At 38.7% G+C, this 21,723-nt stretch carries 19 protein-coding genes and 1 pseudogene; 16 read left to right on the top strand and 4 right to left on the bottom strand.

Annotated elements, in window-relative coordinates; genetic code table 11:
• Both WBG45_RS09930 and WBG45_RS09925 read left to right on the top strand, forming a co-directional pair.
• Window positions 1–412: pseudogene (locus tag WBG45_RS09930) on the top strand (SAM-dependent methyltransferase); the annotation flags it as partial.
• Between the two features lie 55 nt (window positions 413–467).
• A complete protein-coding gene (locus tag WBG45_RS09925) occupies window positions 468–1,337 on the top strand; it encodes an alpha/beta fold hydrolase (RefSeq protein ID WP_424414153.1) in 870 nt (289 codons plus the stop codon).
• Between the two features lie 387 nt (window positions 1,338–1,724).
• Here the strand turns inward: WBG45_RS09925 and WBG45_RS09920 are convergent, their stop codons facing one another.
• Window positions 1,725–2,072 (bottom strand): YgaP-like transmembrane domain, encoded by a 348-nt coding sequence (locus tag WBG45_RS09920; protein ID WP_424414151.1) that lies wholly within the window; start codon window positions 2,070–2,072, stop codon window positions 1,725–1,727.
• Between the two features lie 202 nt (window positions 2,073–2,274).
• Here WBG45_RS09920 and WBG45_RS09915 point away from each other — a divergent pair, with 202 nt between their 5' ends.
• The 11 genes from WBG45_RS09915 (at window position 2,275) to WBG45_RS09865 (ending at window position 16,840) form a co-directional block, all read left to right on the top strand.
• A complete protein-coding gene (locus WBG45_RS09915; RefSeq protein WP_424414149.1) occupies window positions 2,275–4,008 on the top strand; it encodes an adenine deaminase C-terminal domain-containing protein in 1,734 nt (577 codons plus the stop codon).
• Window positions 4,009–4,124: 116 nt separating this feature from the next.
• Complete coding sequence (locus WBG45_RS09910; protein ID WP_424414147.1) at window positions 4,125–5,171, top strand: DUF3048 domain-containing protein; 1,047 nt, start codon at window positions 4,125–4,127, stop codon at window positions 5,169–5,171.
• Between the two features lie 34 nt (window positions 5,172–5,205).
• Window positions 5,206–5,526, top strand: a complete 321-nt coding sequence (locus tag WBG45_RS09905; protein ID WP_024533631.1) for a YerC/YecD family TrpR-related protein — start codon at window positions 5,206–5,208, stop codon at window positions 5,524–5,526.
• 72 nt (window positions 5,527–5,598) lie between these two features.
• Window positions 5,599–6,291 (top strand): heptaprenylglyceryl phosphate synthase, encoded by a 693-nt coding sequence (locus WBG45_RS09900; RefSeq protein WP_424414145.1) that lies wholly within the window; start codon window positions 5,599–5,601, stop codon window positions 6,289–6,291.
• Window positions 6,292–6,351: 60 nt separating this feature from the next.
• Window positions 6,352–8,583 carry a DNA helicase PcrA gene (pcrA, locus tag WBG45_RS09895; protein ID WP_424414143.1) on the top strand — a complete coding sequence of 744 codons (2,232 nt, stop codon included), beginning with the start codon at window positions 6,352–6,354 and terminating at the stop codon, window positions 8,581–8,583.
• 624 nt (window positions 8,584–9,207) lie between these two features.
• Window positions 9,208–11,211, top strand: a complete 2,004-nt coding sequence (gene ligA, locus WBG45_RS09890) for an NAD-dependent DNA ligase LigA (RefSeq protein WP_424414142.1) — start codon at window positions 9,208–9,210, stop codon at window positions 11,209–11,211.
• 19 nt (window positions 11,212–11,230) lie between these two features.
• A complete protein-coding gene (locus tag WBG45_RS09885) occupies window positions 11,231–12,409 on the top strand; it encodes a CamS family sex pheromone protein (protein WP_424414140.1) in 1,179 nt (392 codons plus the stop codon).
• Window positions 12,410–12,580: 171 nt separating this feature from the next.
• Window positions 12,581–12,871 (top strand): Asp-tRNA(Asn)/Glu-tRNA(Gln) amidotransferase subunit GatC, encoded by a 291-nt coding sequence (gene gatC / locus WBG45_RS09880; RefSeq protein WP_024533636.1) that lies wholly within the window; start codon window positions 12,581–12,583, stop codon window positions 12,869–12,871.
• 24 nt (window positions 12,872–12,895) lie between these two features.
• Complete coding sequence (gatA, locus tag WBG45_RS09875) at window positions 12,896–14,365, top strand: Asp-tRNA(Asn)/Glu-tRNA(Gln) amidotransferase subunit GatA (RefSeq protein ID WP_424414138.1); 1,470 nt, start codon at window positions 12,896–12,898, stop codon at window positions 14,363–14,365.
• Window positions 14,362–15,792 (top strand): Asp-tRNA(Asn)/Glu-tRNA(Gln) amidotransferase subunit GatB, encoded by a 1,431-nt coding sequence (gatB, locus tag WBG45_RS09870; protein WP_424414136.1) that lies wholly within the window; start codon window positions 14,362–14,364, stop codon window positions 15,790–15,792. The genes gatA and gatB overlap by 4 nt, the downstream gene beginning before the upstream one ends.
• A gap of 505 nt (window positions 15,793–16,297) precedes the next feature.
• Window positions 16,298–16,840: a cupin domain-containing protein gene (locus WBG45_RS09865; RefSeq protein WP_424414134.1), complete on the top strand. Its 543-nt coding sequence runs from the start codon at window positions 16,298–16,300 to the stop codon at window positions 16,838–16,840.
• Window positions 16,841–16,884: 44 nt separating this feature from the next.
• Here WBG45_RS09865 and WBG45_RS09860 read toward each other — a convergent pair whose 3' ends face one another.
• Window positions 16,885–18,213 (bottom strand): TrkH family potassium uptake protein, encoded by a 1,329-nt coding sequence (locus WBG45_RS09860; RefSeq protein ID WP_424414132.1) that lies wholly within the window; start codon window positions 18,211–18,213, stop codon window positions 16,885–16,887.
• 130 nt (window positions 18,214–18,343) lie between these two features.
• On the opposite strand from WBG45_RS09860, the gene WBG45_RS09855 reads away from it, so the two are divergent.
• From WBG45_RS09855 to WBG45_RS09845, 3 genes are all read left to right on the top strand, one after another.
• A complete protein-coding gene (locus WBG45_RS09855) occupies window positions 18,344–18,913 on the top strand; it encodes a thioredoxin family protein (protein WP_424414131.1) in 570 nt (189 codons plus the stop codon).
• Between the two features lie 165 nt (window positions 18,914–19,078).
• A complete protein-coding gene (locus WBG45_RS09850) occupies window positions 19,079–19,990 on the top strand; it encodes a diacylglycerol kinase (RefSeq protein WP_424414157.1) in 912 nt (303 codons plus the stop codon).
• Window positions 19,991–20,313: 323 nt separating this feature from the next.
• Window positions 20,314–20,526, top strand: coding sequence for an alpha/beta-type small acid-soluble spore protein (locus WBG45_RS09845; RefSeq protein ID WP_024533643.1), 213 nt, complete (start codon window positions 20,314–20,316; stop codon window positions 20,524–20,526).
• Window positions 20,527–20,653: 127 nt separating this feature from the next.
• Here WBG45_RS09845 and WBG45_RS09840 read toward each other — a convergent pair whose 3' ends face one another.
• Window positions 20,654–21,148, bottom strand: coding sequence for an N-acetyltransferase family protein (locus WBG45_RS09840; protein ID WP_424414128.1), 495 nt, complete (start codon window positions 21,146–21,148; stop codon window positions 20,654–20,656).
• Between the two features lie 18 nt (window positions 21,149–21,166).
• Window positions 21,167–21,592 carry an NUDIX hydrolase gene (locus tag WBG45_RS09835; RefSeq protein ID WP_424414126.1) on the bottom strand — a complete coding sequence of 142 codons (426 nt, stop codon included), beginning with the start codon at window positions 21,590–21,592 and terminating at the stop codon, window positions 21,167–21,169.
• Window positions 21,593–21,723: the final 131 nt, after the last annotated feature.

The following is a 21,723-nucleotide window of genomic DNA, read 5'->3' as shown; positions in this document are numbered from 1 at the left end:
AATTGTATCCAATATGGTGATTCAAGACCTTGAAAATTATAAAGAAGCAATTAAAGAGATGTATCGTTTGTTGGTTAAAGGAGGAAGTTTTGTCTTTTCAATATTACACCCTTGTTTCGTAACACCAGTTTGTGGGTGGGAGAAAAATAAAGAAGGGGAGAAGTTACATTGGAATGTAGACAATTATTTTTATGAAGGTGTCTATGAACAAAATTACCCTCAAGGTCAAGCAGATAAAGTGTTGTTTTTCCATAGAACATTAACGAGCTATTTTAACGCGATAACAGAAGCGGGTTTTATTCTAGAAGGTTTGGTTGAACCAAAGCCATCCAAAGAAATGCTAGAAAAATACCCTTCTTTCGAGGAAGATTTTAGATGCAGTGATTTTATCATGTTTAAATTGAGGAAGTAATTTTAGAGTGATTTGCAGGATATACAAGGTGTTGCAAACTAAGGGAGTGTTTTTTATGAAAGGTATCGACTTAGAATATCGTATAGTCGGAAATGGGGAGTCCACACTAATCTTAGAGACAGGGATTGGTGGTTCGTTTTATAATTGGTACTCTTTTATTCAAGAGATTAAGAAACACTTTACTGTAGTTTTGTACCATAGGGCAGGGTACGGGAATAGTCCAATTTCAAAAAAGGCTAGAACAACCAAAAATATTGCAGAAGAACTTAATGATCTTGTTGAGGAAATAGGAATTACCGATAAATTTATTTTAATGGGACATTCTTTCGGAGGTTTATGTGCCCAACAGTACGCACTAATGTACCCTCACAAAATCAAGTGCTTAATTCTTGTTGATTCCACTTCTCACAACTTTCAAAAGCTATACGATCTTACTATTCCTGTAATGAATTCCTTGATTTCAGTTGATGAGAGAATAAAAATTAATTTAAATAACTCACAACAAACAAAAGAAGAACTACAACTAAAGTACACAGATATGATTAATGATTATAACAAGATTTTACCATCCCAAGAAGTAAAAGGTTTTGAACAGTTCATGACAAATCCACTCTTATACAAAGTCATTGCCAATGAATTTGAAAACTTTGGGGAAAGCAGCAAAACCATACAGGCAATGGGTGAGTTTCCTCAGATTCCGTTAATAGTCATAGCAAGAGATAAAGAGATTTCAATCAAATCCTTTACCGAAAATGACATACCTGAGGAAGAAGCCGTTTTATATGAACACGTATGGCGGGAGCTGCAGATAGAGCTATCTCAGTTGTCTAGTAAAGGAGAGTTAGTGATTGCGGAAGGCAGTGACCATCAAGTCCATCTTGATCGACCTGACACTGTAATTCAGTCTTTAAAGAGATTTTTATAGATTCAATCATAGTAGTTTGAAATGAAGGAGAATGTCGGTTGGATGTAATCGCAAGGAATTTCAAAAATATTTTGATTGTCATGTTATTTTTAGTTACTGTAATAAATGTTCTTGTCCAGGATGATCAAGTTACAACGGTATTTAATGTAAGTGCACTAATTCTGGGTATCATAGTACTCATAATTTCAAAACGCCAAAACAAATAAAGTACAAAAGACTGTAGCCAAGAGATTTTGTTACAGTCTTTTTGTAATTTATTGGGTGAAACCAATTAAATTGTCTGCGAAGCGGATTAATTTACCGGCGTAGCCGAATAAACATCAGTTGAAGCTGAATAAACCTCTAGTGAAGTCGATTAAAAACGGAACTTCATTAGCAATTGAAGCCTTAAGTTGTTACAGACATTCCTTGACCCGCGAGATCCTTCATCATATTTCCTACACCGGCACCTGATGCTCCAGACATTCCTGAACCAGCAAAATCCTTCATTAATTTGTTAACTTCTGGTCCAACTCCTGTTTGGCCCATCATTCCTTGTTGTTGCATCATGGCTTTAAGTGGGCAAAACTTAACCGTTCCTTCGGCTGCTTTCATTGCGCCTAATGCCACCATCATGCGACCTTTGTTACATTGAGGGTTGCGGGAAAGTTTAGCGGTGCCGTAAGCGAGCATACTAAGTCCAAGTGAAAGTCTTGCGAGTGCATTACGCGTACTTATGTTTTGAGTTTGTGACATTTCTATGTTTCCTCCTGTCTGAATTTTCGAATAAGTGTTGATGCGGTCTGTATTTTCCCTAGTGGCTATGCTAAAATTAAGGAAATACAGCTTGTCGCCATAACGGGGCAGGCTGCTGTCTTTTATTAAACGGATTACCGTAATTCTTAATAACAAATCAGTTTAAAAAAGAAACATTGTTCGTGAAAGGGGAATGGATAACATGCAACACCCTTTGTGGAAAATTGGGGAAATCCGCCATCAAATCAGCATGATTGATGGGAAAGCGAGCCCCGACAAAATTATTGTGAATGCTACATACTTACATAGTGTTTTAAAGAAATGGGTAGAAGGAAATATTTGGATTTCGAAAGATCGCATTGTGTATGCAGGTCCAGAGATGCCGACGAATGTGACGAATGCAGAAATAATTGATGCAAGTGGACAGGTAATCGTGCCCGGATATATTGAACCTCATGTTCATCCATTTCAACTTTATCATCCCCAATCATTTGCTGATTATGCAGCTCAATTAGGTACTACTACTTTTTTATCAGACAATCTCATTCTCTTTTTATTACTCGAAAACGAGAAAGCGTTTACACTGTTAGATCAACTAAATAAACTGCCATTTTCTTTTTATTGGTGGGCAAGATTTGATTCTCAAACAGAGCTAGAAAATGAAGAACAATTGTTTACGACTAAATCGATTAGTGAATGGTTGGATCGCCCTGAAGTATTAATGGGTGGAGAATTAACTGGTTGGCCAAGATTATTAGCTGGTGACGATCAACTGTTGTACTGGTTGCAATCGGCGAAAATGAAAGGCAAAAAAGTGGAAGGTCATTTTCCAGGTGCATCTGAAAAAACGTTGGCACGCATGCGATTACTGGGAAGTGATGGTGACCATGAGTCAATGACTGTCGAAGAAGTGGAACGTCGGTTATTGCATGGATTTGCCGTAACTCTGAGGCATTCTTCGATTCGACCTGACTTACCACATTTACTAAAAGGCATTGTAGACAAAGGTTTGGATGTTTTTGACCACTTAATGATGACGACAGATGGCTCAACACCTTCGTTTCATATCGATGGTGTGATGGATAAATGTATCCAAGTAGCGCTTGATGCAGGAGTTCAACCAATTGATGCGTATCAAATGGCTTCCTACAATGTGGCTCGATATTACAACATGACAAGTTTGCATGGTTTTATAGCCACAGGAAGAATTGCATCTTTAAACTTCTTGGAAAATGAACGAAATCCAGTACCAGTAAGTGTTTTGTCAAAAGGAGTCTGGATGAAAAAAGATGGCCAAAAAGTTCAGCAATTGCCAACAATCGATTGGTCTGTTTTAGGTGAATTAGAGTTGCCATTCGATTTACATGATGGTGACTTTCAATTCTCCATGCCATTTGGAATTGAAATGGTCAACGATGTAATAACGAAACCATATAGTGTATCAATTTATACGGGCGAAGCTAGTTTAAGTACTGAGCATGATGAGAGTTATTTGATGTTAGTAGACCGCAATGGAAAGTGGCGGGTCAATACAATGATTAAAGGTTTTGCAACATCTGTGCAGGGTTTTGCCTCATCTTACTCGAATACAGGAGATATTATCCTCATTGGTAAAAACCATGATGATATGTTGGCAGCATTCAATGAAATGAAACGATTAAAAGGCGGCATTGTACTAGTTGAGGATAATGAAGTCGTGGCTCATATTCCACTTCGTATTGGTGGCGGCATGTCGGATGAAAAAGTTGAGGATTTAATTAAACAAGAAATTACATTGAAAAAAGCATTACACGAAAGAGGCTATAAATATGGGGATGCTATTTATACGTTACTGTTTCTACAATCGACGCATTTACCGTATGTCCGTATTACCCAACGAGGCATTTTTGATGTAATGAAAAAATCCGTGTTGTTCCCTTCATTTATGAGATCTTAATGAAATAGGAAATATCAATTCAAACATATTGTGATTAAAGTAATGTATTTTGCATACGTAATAAGAAGAGACTAACCAACACTATTTGTAGTTTACAATTAGGGGGATTTTGGGAAATGAAGAAATGGCTGTTTATGATAGTCTTGCTTCTTATGGTGACTGGCTGTTCAAAAGATAAAGAAGAAACAGTAGATACAGAAGAACCAATAATTACAGATGAGAATTCACCTGAAGAAACGGACGAAAAAGTAGTACTTCCTTATGCTGCGCCATTTTCTGGGGAACGTTCGGAAGAAGAATTTACGAATCGTCCGGTGCTTGTGACCGTTAATAATCATCCAAAAGCAAGACCTCAATCAGGCCTTGCAAGCGCGGATATTGTCTATGAAATGGTGGCAGAAGGCAATATCACCAGACTATTAGCTTTATATCAAAGTGAATTGCCTTCACAAATCGGTCCTGTTCGAAGTGCACGCGATTACTTTATCAATATTGCAAAAGGATTGGACGCTTTCTATGTAGCACATGGCTATAGTCCTGATGCACAAATGATGTTGAGAAATGGTGAAGTTGATCATATCAATGGCATGCGCTATGATGGTACGCTCTTTATTCGTTCAAACGAACGCGTGTCTCCACACAACTCGTATATTACAGGTGACCATATCCTTGAAGGAATGGAAAAAGAGGGTGCACGACCGACGATTGAAAAATTGCCGAGTTTTGAATTTTATAATTCTGCACAAGATGTACCACTTAGTGCACTAGCAAGTATTATCGATGTCCGCTATGGTAGTAGCGAAGACTTTCACCATATGTATTCGTATGATACACTTACTCAACAATACAGTCGTACTTCTGGTGGGACAATCACTCTAGATAACGAGTCACAAGAAGAAATTAGTTTGGCTAATGTTCTGTTTTTTGAAGTGGTACATCAAACAATTGATAAAGCAGGACGTCAACAACTCGATTTATCATCGGGTGGAAAAGGCTATTTATTCCAAGCGGGTGTCATGAAAGAAATTGAATGGCAACAAGTAAATGGTGTGCTTGTCCCCATGGAGAATGGTCAACCTGCTAAACTCGTTCCAGGGAAATCTTGGGTTCATTTAGTGAAAACCAATCCTGGTCTCGACCAGATGGTTACTTTCACGCCTTAATAACGAAGCAGGCTTGAAAAGGAGGTCAATTATTATGCAGGTAGATAAAATACGTGGCCATCAAACAGATCAATTGTTTAAAGCCATTTTAGAATTGAAAGATTTAGAAGAGGTCTATCGATTTATTGATGATCTATGTACAATAAGCGAAATTCAATCGTTATCTCAACGATTTGAAGTTGCGCATATGTTACGTTTGAAGAAAACATATGAAACGATTAAAAATGAGACCGGTGCCAGCACAGCAACCATTTCGCGTGTACGTCGTTGTTTTGATTATGGAAACGATACATATGATGAAATGCTCGGTCGCTTATATCCAGACGAAAAACCATTTCAATTTCCAAAGTACTGAACAGAGACCAACTCTGTTCAGTTTTTTTGTTATACTAGATAGATGTAAAAGTATTACGATAGGTGGGAGTCCATGGAGTATTTACAGTGGCGTCACGTTTTTAAATTAGATCCTGCAAAAGTGCTTTCTGATGAAGCGCTAAAGCAAGTGTGTGAATCTGGAACAGATGCCATATTAATCGGTGGAACCGATGGCGTGACATTAGAATTAGTGGTCGATTTATTAATAAAAGTTAGACAATATACAGTACCTGTTGCCCTAGAGATTTCAACAATAGAAAGTGTTACACCTGGTTTTGACTTCTACTTCATTCCTTCTGTGTTGAATAGTTCGAAAACGACGTTCGTTAAAGATCTACAAGTCGAAGCAATAAAAGAATTCGGCGATTTTATGGACTGGACTGAGCTTGTACCCGAGGGATACTGCATTTTGAATCCAGATTGTAAGGCGGCACGTGTAACAGATGCCCAGACCGAATTAAGCGTAGATGACGTGATTGCTCATGCCAGATTAGCTGAACACTTTTTTAATATGCCTATTTTTTATTTAGAATATAGCGGGATGTATGGTGACCCAGCAGTGGTAAAAGCAACAAAAAAAGTCTTAACAAAGACACGTTTGTTTTATGGTGGTGGGATTACATCTGCACATCAAGCGTCTGAAATGGCTAAAATAGCTGATACGATCGTAGTAGGAAATCATCTCTATGACAACTTAGACGAAGCCCTTGAAACAGTAAAAGCTGTGCACGCCCTGTCTCTTTGACAATTAGCTGTAGCAGTTTATAATTAAAGAACTAATGTTCGTAAAAAAGGACGGTGCACTATGGAAGTAATCGTACAGAATTTATTAAAAGGGATGAATCCCGAACAAGAAAAAGCTGTAAAAGCTACTGAAGGACCTCTACTTATCATGGCTGGAGCGGGTTCTGGTAAGACGCGCGTATTGACGCACAGAATCGCTTATTTAGTCGTTGAAAAAGAAGTATATCCTTCTAAAATATTAGCCATTACCTTTACAAATAAAGCGGCAAAAGAAATGCGTAACCGTGTCGATGGTTTATTAGGAAATGGAACAAGTCAAAGCATGTGGGTATCAACATTCCACTCGATGTGTGTGCGTATTTTACGACGTAATATTGATCGCATCGGCTATTCGAAAAGCTTTTCTATTTTAGATACATCAGAACAACTAACCGTAATTAAACGTATAATAAAAGATCAAAATATTGACTCCAAACAATTTGATGCTCGCTCGATGTTAAATATCATTAGCTCCGCAAAAAATGAGTGCATGGACGCTCAAACATTTGCGAATCAAGCGAATCAATTCAATCCATATGAGAAGACTGCAGCACAAGTTTACACGGCTTATGACAAACGTCTTCGTAAAAACCAATCCCTCGACTTTGATGATTTAATCATGACAACTCTAACTCTCTTCAAACGTGTACCGGATGTCTTGGAGTTTTACCAAAACAAATTTCATTATATCCATGTCGATGAGTATCAAGATACGAATAAAGCACAATACGAACTTGTGCAAATGCTAGCAGCTAAATTCAATAATTTATGTGTAGTAGGCGACTCGGATCAATCGATCTATCGCTGGCGTGGAGCGGATATTCAAAACATCATGTCCTTTGAAAAGCATTATCCAAACGCACAAGTGATTATGTTGGAACAAAATTATCGCTCGACAAAACACATCTTAAAGGCTGCGAATGACGTGATTAAAAACAATACAGGGCGTTACCCAAAAGAATTGCGAACAGACAATGGTTCTGGTGCAGCGATAAACGTCTACAAAGCATATGACGAAAAACAAGAATCACAATTTGTGGTTAAAACCATTCAAGAATTAATGGAAAAAGACAATCATACTCTTGATGATTTCGCTGTTTTATATCGCACGAATGCACAGTCTCGTGTAATAGAGGAAGTTTTGCTTAAATCGAACATGTCGTACACTATTGTTGGAGGTACGAAGTTCTATGATCGTAAAGAGATTAAAGACTTACTGTCGTATTTACGATTAATTGCCAACAATGAAGATGATTTAGCTTTATCACGTATTATTAACGAACCAAAACGAAACATTGGAGCGACTTCATTTGACCGTATGGCGAGGTTTGCAATTGAACAGGATCGTTCCATTTTTGATGCACTACAAGAAGTAGACTTCATGGGCTTGCCTGCTAGAGCTGCTAATGAAGCTGCAAAGTTCCACGAAATGATGTCTGGATTCATAAAAATGCAAGAGTTCTTATCAGTTACGGAGCTTGTAGAACAAGTTTTAGATAGGACAGGTTATCGCAATATGCTAAACAATGAAAAGACCATTGAATCGGAAAGCCGTTTAGAAAACATTGAAGAGTTTTTATCTGTAACGAAAGCGTTTGAAGAACGCAGTGACGATAAAACGCTCGTATCCTTCTTAACGGATTTAGCGTTAATTTCTGATTTGGACAAGTTGGATAATGAAGAAGACGTCTCTAAAGGAAAAGTAGTTCTGATGACGATGCATGCTGCAAAAGGACTTGAGTTCCCGGTCGTGTTTATTATCGGTGCAGAGGAAAATGTCTTCCCACATTCACGTTCAATCGGTGACACGGATGAAATGGAAGAAGAACGTCGTCTTATGTACGTAGGAATCACACGTGCTGAAAAGCGCCTATATATTACATGTGCTCAAACGCGTACCTTATTCGGTCGAAGTGGTTTCAATAATCCTTCTCGATTTATCTCGGAGATCTCAGAAGACATTTTAGAACATGTAACCTTAAAACAATCTGCAGGGACTGGCAGAAGTAGCACGACTAGCCGAGCGGTACCAAGCACAACTCGTGCGGCTGTTAAACGTCCTGCATATAATGCTTCTGGCGGAGACAAGCTTGGATGGACAACCGGTGACAAAGCCGTCCACAAAAAATGGGGCACTGGAACCGTTGTCAGTGTACGTGGTGAAGGCGAGAACACAGAACTCGATATCGCATTCCCAAGTCCAACTGGTATTAAGCGACTGTTAGCTAAGTTCGCACCTGTTGAAAAAGCATAAGTAGATGAACTTTAAAAAGTCCGCTCAAAATAGCACGTCGAATCTCTTCGTTGGCTTGCTTTTCCGTTCCTCACGTATTAATTACAAGAGGAACTTCTGCAATACTTACATCTTGTAAGCACTGCAGAAGCCAGCACATTCTGTGCAAGTGCGGTACTCAAAGGCTACTCCGACTAGACCTTCTTGGCTCTTTTGATGCCCCTTTTTAAAGTTTTATTAAGAGAACATGTGGTCAGAACAATATAAATAGAAGAGCATGTTATAAAGAAGAGGGAATCGGCTCCCTTTCCGCGGACGAACAGGCAAGCCTCCTCACTCGTACCTCGCTGCGGGGTCTTGCCCGCCCGTTTTCCGCGGGGAGTCGCATATTCCCTAACTATGGGAACACAATGTAAGTGAACCTTTAGAAAAGCTACGTCAAATAATGTAATTGATATTAAAGAATCTACAAAAGAGTACGTTTGCGCCTAGCATGCCGCAAGAGCGTGAAGAATGAGACCCACAAGTATGTGGTTTTCATACTTGTTGGCTCATGCGTAACGTGCGGCAAGCGCAAATGTACGATAAACAACAATATAGTTTAACAGAGCCTTTTATTTAAAGAACGAGCGGAGGAACGTTTCAATGGATAAAGTTCAATTAGAAGAACGTGTAAAAGAACTTAACCAACTTTTACATGACACAGGTTATGCCTATTACGTGCTGGATCAACCGCTCGTGCCAGACGCGGTTTATGACCAATATTTACAGGAACTTATTGCTATAGAAAGTGAATTTCCTGATTTAATCTATCCGGATTCTCCTACTCAACGAGTTGGAGGAACAATCCTTAAAGGATTCAATAAAGTAGCACACACTCATCCAATGCTTAGTCTATCGAATGCATTTGGTCGAGAAGATTTAGACGATTTTGATCGACGTATTCGTGCAAGCATCGGGGATGACTTTTCCTATGTATGCGAATTAAAAATAGATGGCTTGGCCATTTCACTGACTTATGAAAAGGGAGTCTTCGTGCGCGGAGCCACTCGTGGGGATGGTCGCGTAGGGGAAGACATTACCGAAAATTTAAAAACCATTCGTTCCATTCCCTTGCGATTGAAGAAACCGGTCACGATAGAACTTCGTGGAGAAGCCTATATGCCGAAAAAATCCTTTATCGCGTTAAACGAATTTCGTGTTAAGAACGAAGAAGAACAGTTCGCGAATCCTCGAAATGCTGCAGCGGGATCTTTACGTCAACTTGACCCGAAAATTGCCGCGAGTCGTAATTTAGCAATCTTCGTTTATGGCATTGGAGGAGACGGAGAAGCTTATCAATTAGATAGTCACGCAGAAGCGCTCGATTATTTAGATGAATTAGGCTTTCAAACCAATAAAGAACGAAAAACGTGTCATTCAATTGACGAGGTACAAGCCTATATCGAAAAGTGGACAACAAAACGACCTGATTTGGCATATGAAATCGATGGTATCGTTATTAAAGTAAATCGTTATGTTCACCAACAAGAATTAGGATTTACAGCAAAAAGTCCGCGATGGGCAACAGCTTATAAATTCCCGGCTGAAGAAGTAGTGACAACATTGCTTGATATTGAATTAACAGTAGGGCGCACTGGTGCATTAACACCAACCGCGATACTTGAACCAGTAAAAGTAGCGGGAACGACAGTCGGACGTGCTTCTTTACACAACGAAGATTTGATTCGTGACAAAGACATTCGTATCGGAGACACGGTCATCATTCGTAAAGCGGGTGACATTATTCCAGAAGTCGTAGCTGTGGTTATGGAAGCGCGTAAAGAAGACTTACCGGTATATAAAATGCCAACACATTGTCCGGTATGTGAAAGTGAACTAGTTCGAATTGAAGGAGAAGTAGCGCTGCGTTGTGTGAATCCTCAATGTCCTGCTCAAATTACAGAAGGACTGATTCACTTCGTATCGCGCAATGCGATGAATATAGATGGACTTGGTGAAAAAGTGGTGGAGCAATTATTCCGCGAAGGGCTCATTCATGACGTCTCTGATTTATTTACTTTAACAAAGGATCAATTAGTTCAACTCGATCGAATGGGCGATAAATCGGCAACGAATCTAGTAGCCGCTATAGAGGCATCGAAACAAAATTCAATGGAGCGGGTGTTATTTGGATTAGGAATTCGACATGTGGGCGAGAAAGCTGCCAAAATACTATCTGAAGAACTAGGTGATATGAAAACACTTGCACAAGCAACTCCCGAACAACTCATAACCATTCATGAAATAGGCGATAAAATGGCGGATTCAGTTGTTCGTTATTTTGATAATGAAGAAGTGCAAGAATTGATTAAGCGACTCGAGGATCTAGGTGTTAATTTGTCTTATACAGGCAAGAAAGTAGATCTTTCGAATCTTAATCATGTGCTGACGGGTAAAACAGTTGTATTAACTGGGAAATTGGAACAATTGACACGACAAGAAGCAAAAGAGAAAATAGAACTCGTAGGCGGAACTGTCGCTGGAAGTGTTAGTAAAAAAACGGACATTGTCATCGCAGGTGAAGATGCCGGTTCAAAACTTGATAAAGCTCAGACTTTAGGAATTCCAGTATGGGATGAAAATCGTCTAATTGAAGAATTAAACTAATGAAGGAGTCCTTCCTATAATGAAACGAACTAGCTGGATTCCAGCCATTATTTCCTTAGTATTAATCGCTGGTTGTGCACCAGACTTGGCTAAAGATACGGAAGTTATTAATGAAACAGAGAAAAACGAAGAAGTAGCGACAACGATTATTCCAAGCATGCAAATTTCGCAAGAATACTACCGAACTCTTTTACCGTATGCACCAAGTAAAAGCAGAGGATTAGTCGTTACAAATATTTATTCGAAATATGATATTAAAGAAGTCGAAAATGGTTTACTGCGTTTATCTCAACGTACATTTTCTCCGGATGATTACCTTTTCCAAGAAGGACAGATGTTAAATAGTGAAACGTTGGGTAATTGGTTACAAAGAAAAAGAGAAGAAGTTAAAGATAAAGATAAAAAGAAAGATGATAAACCGAAACCGAATATAGGTTTAAATCCCTTACTACCTGGCGGGGAAATCACAGCTGAGTTAGCTAAAACAGACCCTATGTATTTGGCGCACATCGTCGAACAAAATTACATGGTGAAAACGAAAGACAATAAAATCAAACTCGGTGGCGTTTCTATTGGGTTAGCCATGAACTCTGTTTTTTATTACAAGCTTGGTGATTACGGTCCATATGAACAACCGATCCCTCAAGCGACAATCGAAAAACAAGGGAAAAAGATGGCAGATGAAATTATCAAACGTATGCGTGAGATGCCTGGCCTTGAGGAAGTTCCCATTACGGTCGGACTATTTAAACAAGAAGACCGCAATTCAATTGTACCAGGTAGTTATTTTGCATACAGTGTAGCGGATGAAGGCAAATCGTTAGGAGAATGGACTAATATAAATGAAGAATACGTCATTTTCCCTCAACCTGCGTCTGAAGTTAAGTATCGTGAAGTCAGTGATTCATTTAACAACTTTAAACAAGATGTTGAAGAGTATTTCTCCAATTATACAAGCATAATTGGAACAGGTTTCTATCAAGAAGATCGTATTAAAAAATTGACCATTGATATTCCTATCCAGTTTTATGGATCGGCAGAATTAATTGGTTTTACACAATATATGACAGGACTTGTGATGGAACATTTCCCTGCATCCATGCATGTTGAAGTCAGTGTCACGTCAATTAATGGACCTGAAGCAATTGTTATTAAAAAAGCAGACGATAAAGAACCTTATGTCCATATTTATGATTAAAATGTAGGTTGAGACACTTAATCTGGAAATAGATGTATGAGTGACAGCTTAAAGCTCAAAACTAGATACAAAATTAGAACAAGAATAGGGATAGCTTCAGTGCTGTCCCTATTCTTTTAATGTGAGAAATGATATGATATTAGGCATGATTGTGAATTCGGAGGTGTAAAAATGGCGAATATATCAAAAGAAGAAGTAAAGCATGTTGCCCATTTAGCGCGACTTTCTATTACAGACGAAGAAGCTGAAAAGTTTGCAGGTCAACTTGCAGCAATTACAAATTTTGCTGAACAGTTAAATGAACTAGACACAACGAATGTTGTACCAACTACTCATGTCTTACCACTTGTAAATGTTACACGTGAAGACAAGGCTGTTGCAGGACTTGACCGTGATAAAATGATGAAAAACGTTCGTGAGCAAGAAGATGGCCAAGTAAAAGTACCATCAATCTTAGACTGATTTTGACGTAAGGAGGGACTTCCCATGACATTATTTAACCATTCATCCAGTGAACTTCAAGCAATGATACATAACAAAGAACTTACCATTGCGGATCTTACTGCTGAAGCATATAACCGTATCGAAGCATTAGATGGCGATGTGAAAGCCTTTTTAGCTTTAAATAAAGACCAAGCCTTTAAACAAGCCGAAGAAATGGATCAAGTGCCTACTTCTGAACGTGGTCCTTTATTTGGATTGCCTATTGGCGTAAAAGACAATATTGTAACGGAAGGCATTGAAACTACATGTTCTTCTAAAATCTTACAAGGATTTAACCCGATTTACGATGCAACAGTTGTTCGCAAATTGCGCGAGGCTGGCATGATCACAATTGGTAAATTGAACATGGATGAATTTGCTATGGGTTCATCAACTGAAAACTCAGCTTACAAAATCACACGTAACCCATGGGATTTAGATCGCGTTCCGGGTGGTTCTTCAGGTGGTTCTGCAGCTTCAGTGGCAGCAGGAGAAGTACCATTCTCATTAGGATCTGATACAGGTGGATCTATTCGTCAACCTGCATCTTTCTGTGGTGTTGTTGGGATGAAACCAACTTACGGTCGTGTATCTCGTTTTGGATTGGTGGCTTTCGCGTCATCTCTTGATCAAATCGGACCAATTACACGCAATGTAAGAGACAATGCACTTCTACTTGAAGCCATTTCAGGTGTCGATGAACACGATACAACATCTGCAAACGTAGATGTACCAAGCTTTGTGGAGTCATTAACTGGAGACATTAAAGGTCTTCGCATCGGTGTTCCTAAAGAATATTTAGGAGACGGTGTCGGCGAAGCTGCTAAACAATCGGTATTAGACGCGTTAAAAGTATTAGAATCTCTTGGTGCAACGTGGGAAGAAGTATCTCTTCCACACTCTAAATACGGCTTAGCAACTTACTATTTACTATCTTCTTCTGAAGCCTCTTCAAACTTAGCTCGTTTTGATGGGATTCGCTATGGTTTCCGTGCAGAAAACGTGGAATCATTGATGGAATTATACAAAGAAACGCGTGCTCAAGGTTTTGGAGACGAAGTGAAACGTCGTATCATGCTAGGAACATTTGCGCTGAGTGCAGGTTCTTATGATGCGTACTATAAAAAAGCACAACAAGTTCGTACATTGATCAAGCAAGATTTTGATCAAGTATTTGAAAAATACGATGTCATTATTGGACCTACAACGCCTACACCAGCATTTAAAGTGGGCGAGAAAAACGATGATCCATTAACGATGTATGCAAATGATATTTTAACAATACCTGTAAACTTAGCGGGTGTACCTGGAATTTCGGTTCCATGTGGATTCTCTGAAGGAATGCCACTAGGCTTACAAATTATCGGAAAACACTTTGACGAAGCAACGATTTACCGTGTAGCTCATGCATTTGAGCAAGCAACAAGCTTCCATAAAGAAACTCCTCAACTATGGGAGGGAGCAAACTCATGAACTTTGAAACAGTTATTGGTTTAGAAATTCACGTAGAGTTGAAAACAGATTCAAAAATGTTTTCTCCAGCACCTAACCATTTCGGTGCTGAACCTAATACAAATACACATGTAATCGACCTTGGTTATCCGGGCGTATTACCTGTTGTTAATAAACGCGCAATTGATTACGGGATGAAAGCTGCATTGGCATTAAACTGTGAAATTTCAACACACACGAAATTTGACCGTAAAAACTACTTCTATCCGGATAATCCAAAAGCGTACCAAATCTCTCAATTCGACCAACCAATCGGTGAACATGGCTGGGTTGAAATTGAAGTAGATGGCTACAAAAAACGCATTGGGATTACGCGTTTACATTTAGAAGAAGATGCTGGTAAGTTGTCACATACGGATAAAGGTTATTCACTTGTCGATTATAACCGTCAAGGAACACCATTAATCGAAATCGTGTCAGAACCAGATATTCGCACACCTGCTGAAGCATATGCGTACTTGGAAAAAGTAAAATCAATCATCCAGTACACAGGAGTTTCAGATTGTAAAATGGAAGAAGGTTCACTTCGTTGTGATGCCAATATTTCATTACGTCCATATGGTCAAGAACAGTTCGGTACAAAAGCTGAATTGAAAAACTTGAACTCGTTTAACTTTGTACGTCGTGGCTTAGAACATGAACAAGTTCGTCAAGCTGAAGTATTACTTGGAGGCGGAGAAATCCTACAAGAAACTCGTCGTTTTGATGAGTCAACTGGTAAGACTTTGTTAATGCGCGTAAAAGAAGGCTCAGACGATTACCGTTACTTCCCAGAACCAGACTTAGTTGATCTTGTAATTGACCAAGCATGGATGGATCGTATTCGCGCGGAAATCCCTGAACTTCCAGACGCTCGTAAACAACGTTATGTTGAAGAGTTAGGATTGCCATCTTATGACGCAATGGTCTTAACATTGACGAAAGAAATGTCCGATTTCTTCGAAGCAACGATTGCACTAGGTGCTGATACAAAACTTGCATCGAACTGGATGATGGGAGAAGTTTCTGCATACCTAAATGTTGATCAAAAAGAATTACATGATACAAACCTAACTCCAGAAGGATTAGCTGGCATGATCAAGCTAATTAGTGATGGAACGATTTCTTCGAAAATCGCGAAAAAAGTATTCAAAGAGCTTGCGGACAATGGTGGAACAGCTGAACAAGTCGTGAAAGATAAAGGCTTAGTTCAAATTTCTGACGAAGGCGCCCTTCGTGACATCGTTACTCAAACTCTTGATGCGAATCCGCAATCTATCGAAGATTTCAAAAACGGTAAAGACCGTGCGATTGGCTTCCTAGTCGGTCAAATCATGAAAGCTACAAAAGGACAAGCGAACCCACCGCTTGTAAATAAAATTCTACAAGACGAAATTGCAAAACGATAAACTTGAAAAAGCGACTCCATGAATTTGGAGTCGCTTTTTTTGCATTTTAAAGTGATTGTTGTCGAGTATGTCTCACCTAGTTAACTTGCATATGAACCCTATTTGAGCGATAAAGTGTCGAGTTTGAACGATAAATCTCCAGATTGAGCGATAAATCTCCAGTTTGAGCAATAATGTGACTAGATTGAGCGATAAATCAAAAAGCAGCCAGTAATCCTGTCTCACTCACAAGATAAGTTAACCTAGCGAAACAAAATCTCTAAATACTGACTCTTCCATTGGGAGCATATTTGTTTATAAAATAATGTCGAAAAAGGACTTATTTCCTGGGGAATATTTGTCGAATCAACTCTCAAAAAGAAAATAAAAAAGAAAGTCACATACAACTCTAATTAATAAAGCAAGCAATTTCACATAAAAGGTATTACTTTGATTAATAAAGAATAGATTTTATAAGAACTCATTGTGTGGAGAAAGATTATTCAAAAAGAACAGGAGTGAAGTGATGGATTCAAATCGAACCATTGTCAATGCTTTTACTGGGGAGGAGATTACTTTCCTTAAAACTTCTAAAGAAACACATGATAAATATATCCTTATTAAAGTTTATTTACCGCCTCATTCAGAAGGTCCGCCTTTACATTACCATTTGGCATTTAATGAACTTTTTGAAGTCATTGAAGGAGAATTGACTGTGCAAGCCAATGATGAAAAAACCATATTAAAAGAACAAGAACAATTGCTTGTTGATAAGGAAGTGCATCATCGATTCTCTAATGAATCCGATCAACCAGTCAAATTTTTTGTGACACTTACACCTGGTTCTCAATTTGAGGAATCAATGAGAATAGGCTATGGCTTGATTGCAGATGGAAAAACGAACAAAAAGGGCATCCCAAAAAATATTTTTCATTTAGCTATGCTTTTAAAAATGCAAGATACTAATTTAGCAGAAGTGCCATCATTTGTTCAAAAAGCGATATTTGGAAATGCAGCTTCTATTGGGAATCGCTTAGGGATGGAAAAATCGCTTAAAAAGTATCTCTAGATAATAAGGAAAGCCTCTCGATATCACCGAGAGGCTTTCCTTATTTATCCTGTAAATACTTGATCGTAAGGGAAACGATAGTTTACTTTTTTCGGTTTCATTAATAAGAAAAACAAAGTAAGTGGACCAATGCGCCCAACAAACATGACCATGCTTAGTAATACTTCACCTAGGTCGCTTATTTGACCGGTGATGCCCATCGACAGTCCGACGGTTCCAAAAGCAGACACGACTTCGAATGCGAGAGGCAAGAATGGGATTTTTTCTGTGACAGTTAACATGAAGATAAATCCAATGACGAGCAATAAACTAATGGTAGTAATGGCGAGTGAGCGAATCACTGTATCAATACGAATGGAGCGTCCAAACACATCGGGCTCTCCTCTTTGGCGCAAGAATGCAATTGTAGCTAGAATAACAACCATAAAGGTGGTTAGTTTAATTCCTGACGCAGTCGAAGCACTACCTGCACCAATAAACATCAGCAACATTGTAAACAAAATTGTCGGATCTTCCAACTTGCCAAAATCCACTGTATTGAATCCAGCAGTACGAGGAGTCACGCCTTGGAAATAGGATGTCATAATTTTCTCGTATAAAGGCATATTACCTAATGAGCCAGGATTTCCGTATTCCAATAAGAAAAACGTGAGAGCAGCTACAGTGTTTATGATAATCGTACCGACAATCATCATTTTTGTGTGCAGAGACCATTTACTAAATGAGTTTTTTTGATAAATGTCTATTACCACCGTAAAACCTAGCCCGCCTAAAATGAAAAGCAAAGATAATATGATGTTGACGATCGGATCGCCAGAGAAGCCAATCAAGTTGTCTGGAAACAAAGCAAAACCGGCGTTATTAAAAGCTGAAATCACATGAAAGACACTTAAATATAAAGCTTCAGGAAAACCGAATTTAGGTAACCAGTGCATCGTCATAATGAAAACAGCTACAGCTTGAACCGTTAAAACAAACGTTAAAATTAACTTCACTAATTTTACGATTCCACCAACCGAGTTTTGATTGAAAGACTCTTGCAAGTAAATGCGATTTTGAAGACCAATACGTTTACCAAGGAAAATCAATAACGCTACGGCAAATGTCATTAAGCCAATACCGCCACATTGGATAAGAAACATTAGTACCACTTCTCCAAATACAGTCAACGTGGTTCCTGGGTCAAAAACGCTGAGTCCAGTCACAGTAGTTGCCGATGTAGCAACAAACAATGCATCCGTCCACGATATAGGTATGGTTGTAGCAAAAGGGAGCTTTAAACACAGTGTTCCCATGAATATTAAAAACAAAAAACTTCCTGCTATTACTAGAGGGGGTGAGATTTTAATGCTTTTCTTTTTGACGTTACGCATTCAGACACTTCCTATTTTTAAGAATCCAAAATAATAGCTAACTCTATGCTTCTTTAATTAATCTGTCAACAAGAAATTTGATTCATTTGAATGAAGCGAGTAAACTGATTTCAAAGGAGTTGGTTTATTAATGAAAACTGAACAACAATACTTTGAGGAAGCCATTTCTCTGCAAGAATATATGGACAAAATGGACTCGCATAAAGACAATAGTCAAGTAATTTATAATCAATTTCATGTCCCACAAGATGATGAATTTATTACGTTATTAAAAGAAAAAGCTTCACACATATTGGTTATCACAGAAGATTGGTGTGGCGATGCGATGCTGAACAACTCCATTTTACGTCGAGTTGCGGAAGCGGCAGATATTGAAGTTCGAGTGGTTTACCGAGACCAGACATTAGAATTAATGGACCGCCACTTAACAAATGGTGGTCGTTCAATTCCGGTTTATTTATTATTAAACCAAAAGGGTGAAGTTATTTCAAAATGGGGTCCACGCGCACCCAAATTACAAGAATACATCCTAAAACTCAAACAAAATCTACCGAATTCAGAAGACCCAACATTTAAAGACAAACAAAAAGAATTTATTGAAAAAGTTACTGCAGAGTATGTTTCGACACAAGAGTACTGGTTATGGGTATATGAAGACATTCGCAAAGAATTTACAGCGGCCTTACAAAAACAGTCATAATTGTTCTTAACCTCGCATTCGTATATAATAAAGAAATCAAGCCGAGGCAGTTGTCCGGCTTCTTTTCGTGGCTATTAGATTGCAGACGATGTATTGATGCAACTTTTTAATCGCGTACGAGTCCTATTAATTGTTGAAAATGTAAAGCAGGAAGGAAATGTGTGTATGAAACGTGCACGTATTATTTATAATCCTACATCAGGCCGTGAACTATTTAAAAAACACTTGCCAGAAGTACTAGAAAAATTAGAGGTTGCTGGTTATGAAACCTCGTGTCACGCTACGACGTGTGAAGGCGACGCGACAGAAGCAGCAAAACAAGCAGTAAAACGAGGTTTCGACCTTGTAATTGCAGCAGGTGGCGATGGTACGTTAAACGAAGTCGTTGCAGGAATCAGTGATTTCGAAGAACGTCCTAAAGTCGGCCTTATTCCTATGGGAACAACAAATGACTTTGCTAGAGCATTGCGCATTCCTCGCGATATTACTAAAGCGGTGAACATTATTATAGCGGATGAAACCATTCCGGTAGATGTTGGCGTAGTCAACGATCGCTATTTTATTAATATCGCGGGCGGCGGAAAGTTAACCGAATTGACGTATGATGTTCCAAGTAAGTTAAAAACAGTTCTTGGTCAACTAGCATATTACTTAAAAGGCATCGAAATGTTGCCTTCAATTCGCGCTTCTCAAGTACGAATCGAGTACGATGATGAAGTATTTGACGATGAAGCCATGATGTTCTTAGTCGGCTTAACCAATTCTGTAGGCGGATTTGAAAAACTTGCGCCGAACTCAAGCATTAACGACGGGAAATTCACTTTGTTAATCTTGAAAAAATGTAACATCGCAGAGTTTATCCGTTTAGCAACACTTGCAATTGGTGGAAATCATTTAGATGATCCACTGGTGATTTACAAAAAAGCGAGTCACATAAAAGTAACAGCTGACGCCCATGTTCAACTGAACTTAGATGGTGAATACGGTGGTAACGCACCAGCAGTATTCGAAAACCTACACCGTCATATCGAAGTGTTTGTTCCTATGAAGGACATTCGCGAACAAGATCGTCCATAAATAACTGATGACCGCTACCTTTATAGGTAGTGGTTTTTTTGATTCGCTCATAGAACCGCTGAAACCGCTGATAGTCGACAGAGATGCGCTGATAGACGACAAAAAAGCGCCGATAGACGACAGAGAACCGCCGATAGACCGATGAAACCGATAAAAGCGCTGATAGACGACAAAGATGCGCCGATAGACGACACAAATCCGCCGATAGACGACAAAGAACCGCCCATAGAAAAGGGTTTGACCATTTATCTATAAATTACCTCCTTGCCATTGCGAATGAAATGTTTAAAACGGAGCATTCTACTTTCAAGGAGGTGACAGATATGGCTAACAATAATTCTGGAAGTCGTAACAAACTTGAAGTTCCTGGAGCAAAACAAGCTTTAGACCAAATGAAATATGAAATCGCACAAGAATTTGGTGTTTCACTAGGAGCAGATGCTACTTCTCGCGCAAATGGTTCAGTTGGTGGAGAAATTACAAAACGCTTAGTACGACAAGCTCAACAACAAATTGGCGGAACTACAAATCGATAATTTTCTTAAGTAAAAGCGCTCTGTACAGTAGTGTGTATTCAACCGATTTAATCATTCATCAAAAGTGAATGTTAATTTTTAATAAGAAAGAGCGTTTCCTGGAAAGATGGGAAGCGCTCTTTTAGCGTTATAACAACTTATATAAATAATATTCATTCGTTGGATTGCCATCAATTATTAAAGAATGTACTTTTTCGCCTTCTAAGGTGAATCCCATTTTTTTATATAGATTGAATGCCTTGTCATTATCTTTAATGACTGTAAGCTCAAGTCTAGTTAGTTTGGCTTCTTTTGCCCAATCAAATAGTTGATCGAATAATTTAGTGGCAATGCCTTGTCCTTGATACATATCCAATACACCTAACACAAGATAAGCAGAATGCTGGTTGCGCTGGAACTGATTGCCGATTGCTGCAATGAATCCAACCAAATGGTTTTCAACTTCTGCAACAAAGATGATGCTGTTCTTTTTCGATAAAATCGTTTCAATCGATTTTGCTTGCTGTTCAGGAGTTGTTTGTCTTTCACCAGGTTCGTATAACATAAAATTCGACTCATCTAGTTTTTTGCTGAGTGCTAAAAATTGTTCTGCATCATTTACTTCAATCGGTCTGATTTTCATTTTGTTTCCCCCTTAAATCTACAACAATTCCAATGCTTCACCTTGTGCACCTGCGAGTTGCGGTAAGGTTTCAATTGGTTCAAAGCGGAATCTGAACGTCAGCCCGTTGTCTACACCATCACTTTCGACAATATGTTCCCAGTTCACTTGATCACCAACGTAATCCAAGTGGAAGAAATTGCGTTCATAGGCAGTATCTTTTCCTTGTGGATAGTAGTTATATTTATGAACTTTGCCCATAAATGATAGAGCATCTCGGACAAGTCCGGTTTCTTCGTTAATTTCTCGGTATAGTGCATCAATTAATGGTTCATCTTCTTCGATTGTGCCACCTGGAACTTGCAAGCCAGCTTCAGGAAAGTCTTTGTGTTCAAAAACGAGCAATTCTAAATTAGGTTCTTGTCCTTTTGTAATATAAGCTAGGACTTTTCGTTTGGTTTCCATGCTGTTCACCTCTAAATTAAGTATGATTTACCTAGAATACAAAATAATCCAAACTTTCGCAATATTAATTTTCTGCGCTATTCACATTTCCTTCACAAGTGCGTGACAAAATGGATACATCCCGTTATTTT

Origin of the sequence: Paenisporosarcina sp. (assembly GCF_049671445.1) — a bacterium.
Lineage (GTDB): Bacteria > Bacillota > Bacilli > Bacillales_A > Planococcaceae > Paenisporosarcina.
The sequence above is the reverse complement of the archived record's forward strand: the minus strand, read 5'-3'. Positions and strand labels throughout refer to the sequence as shown.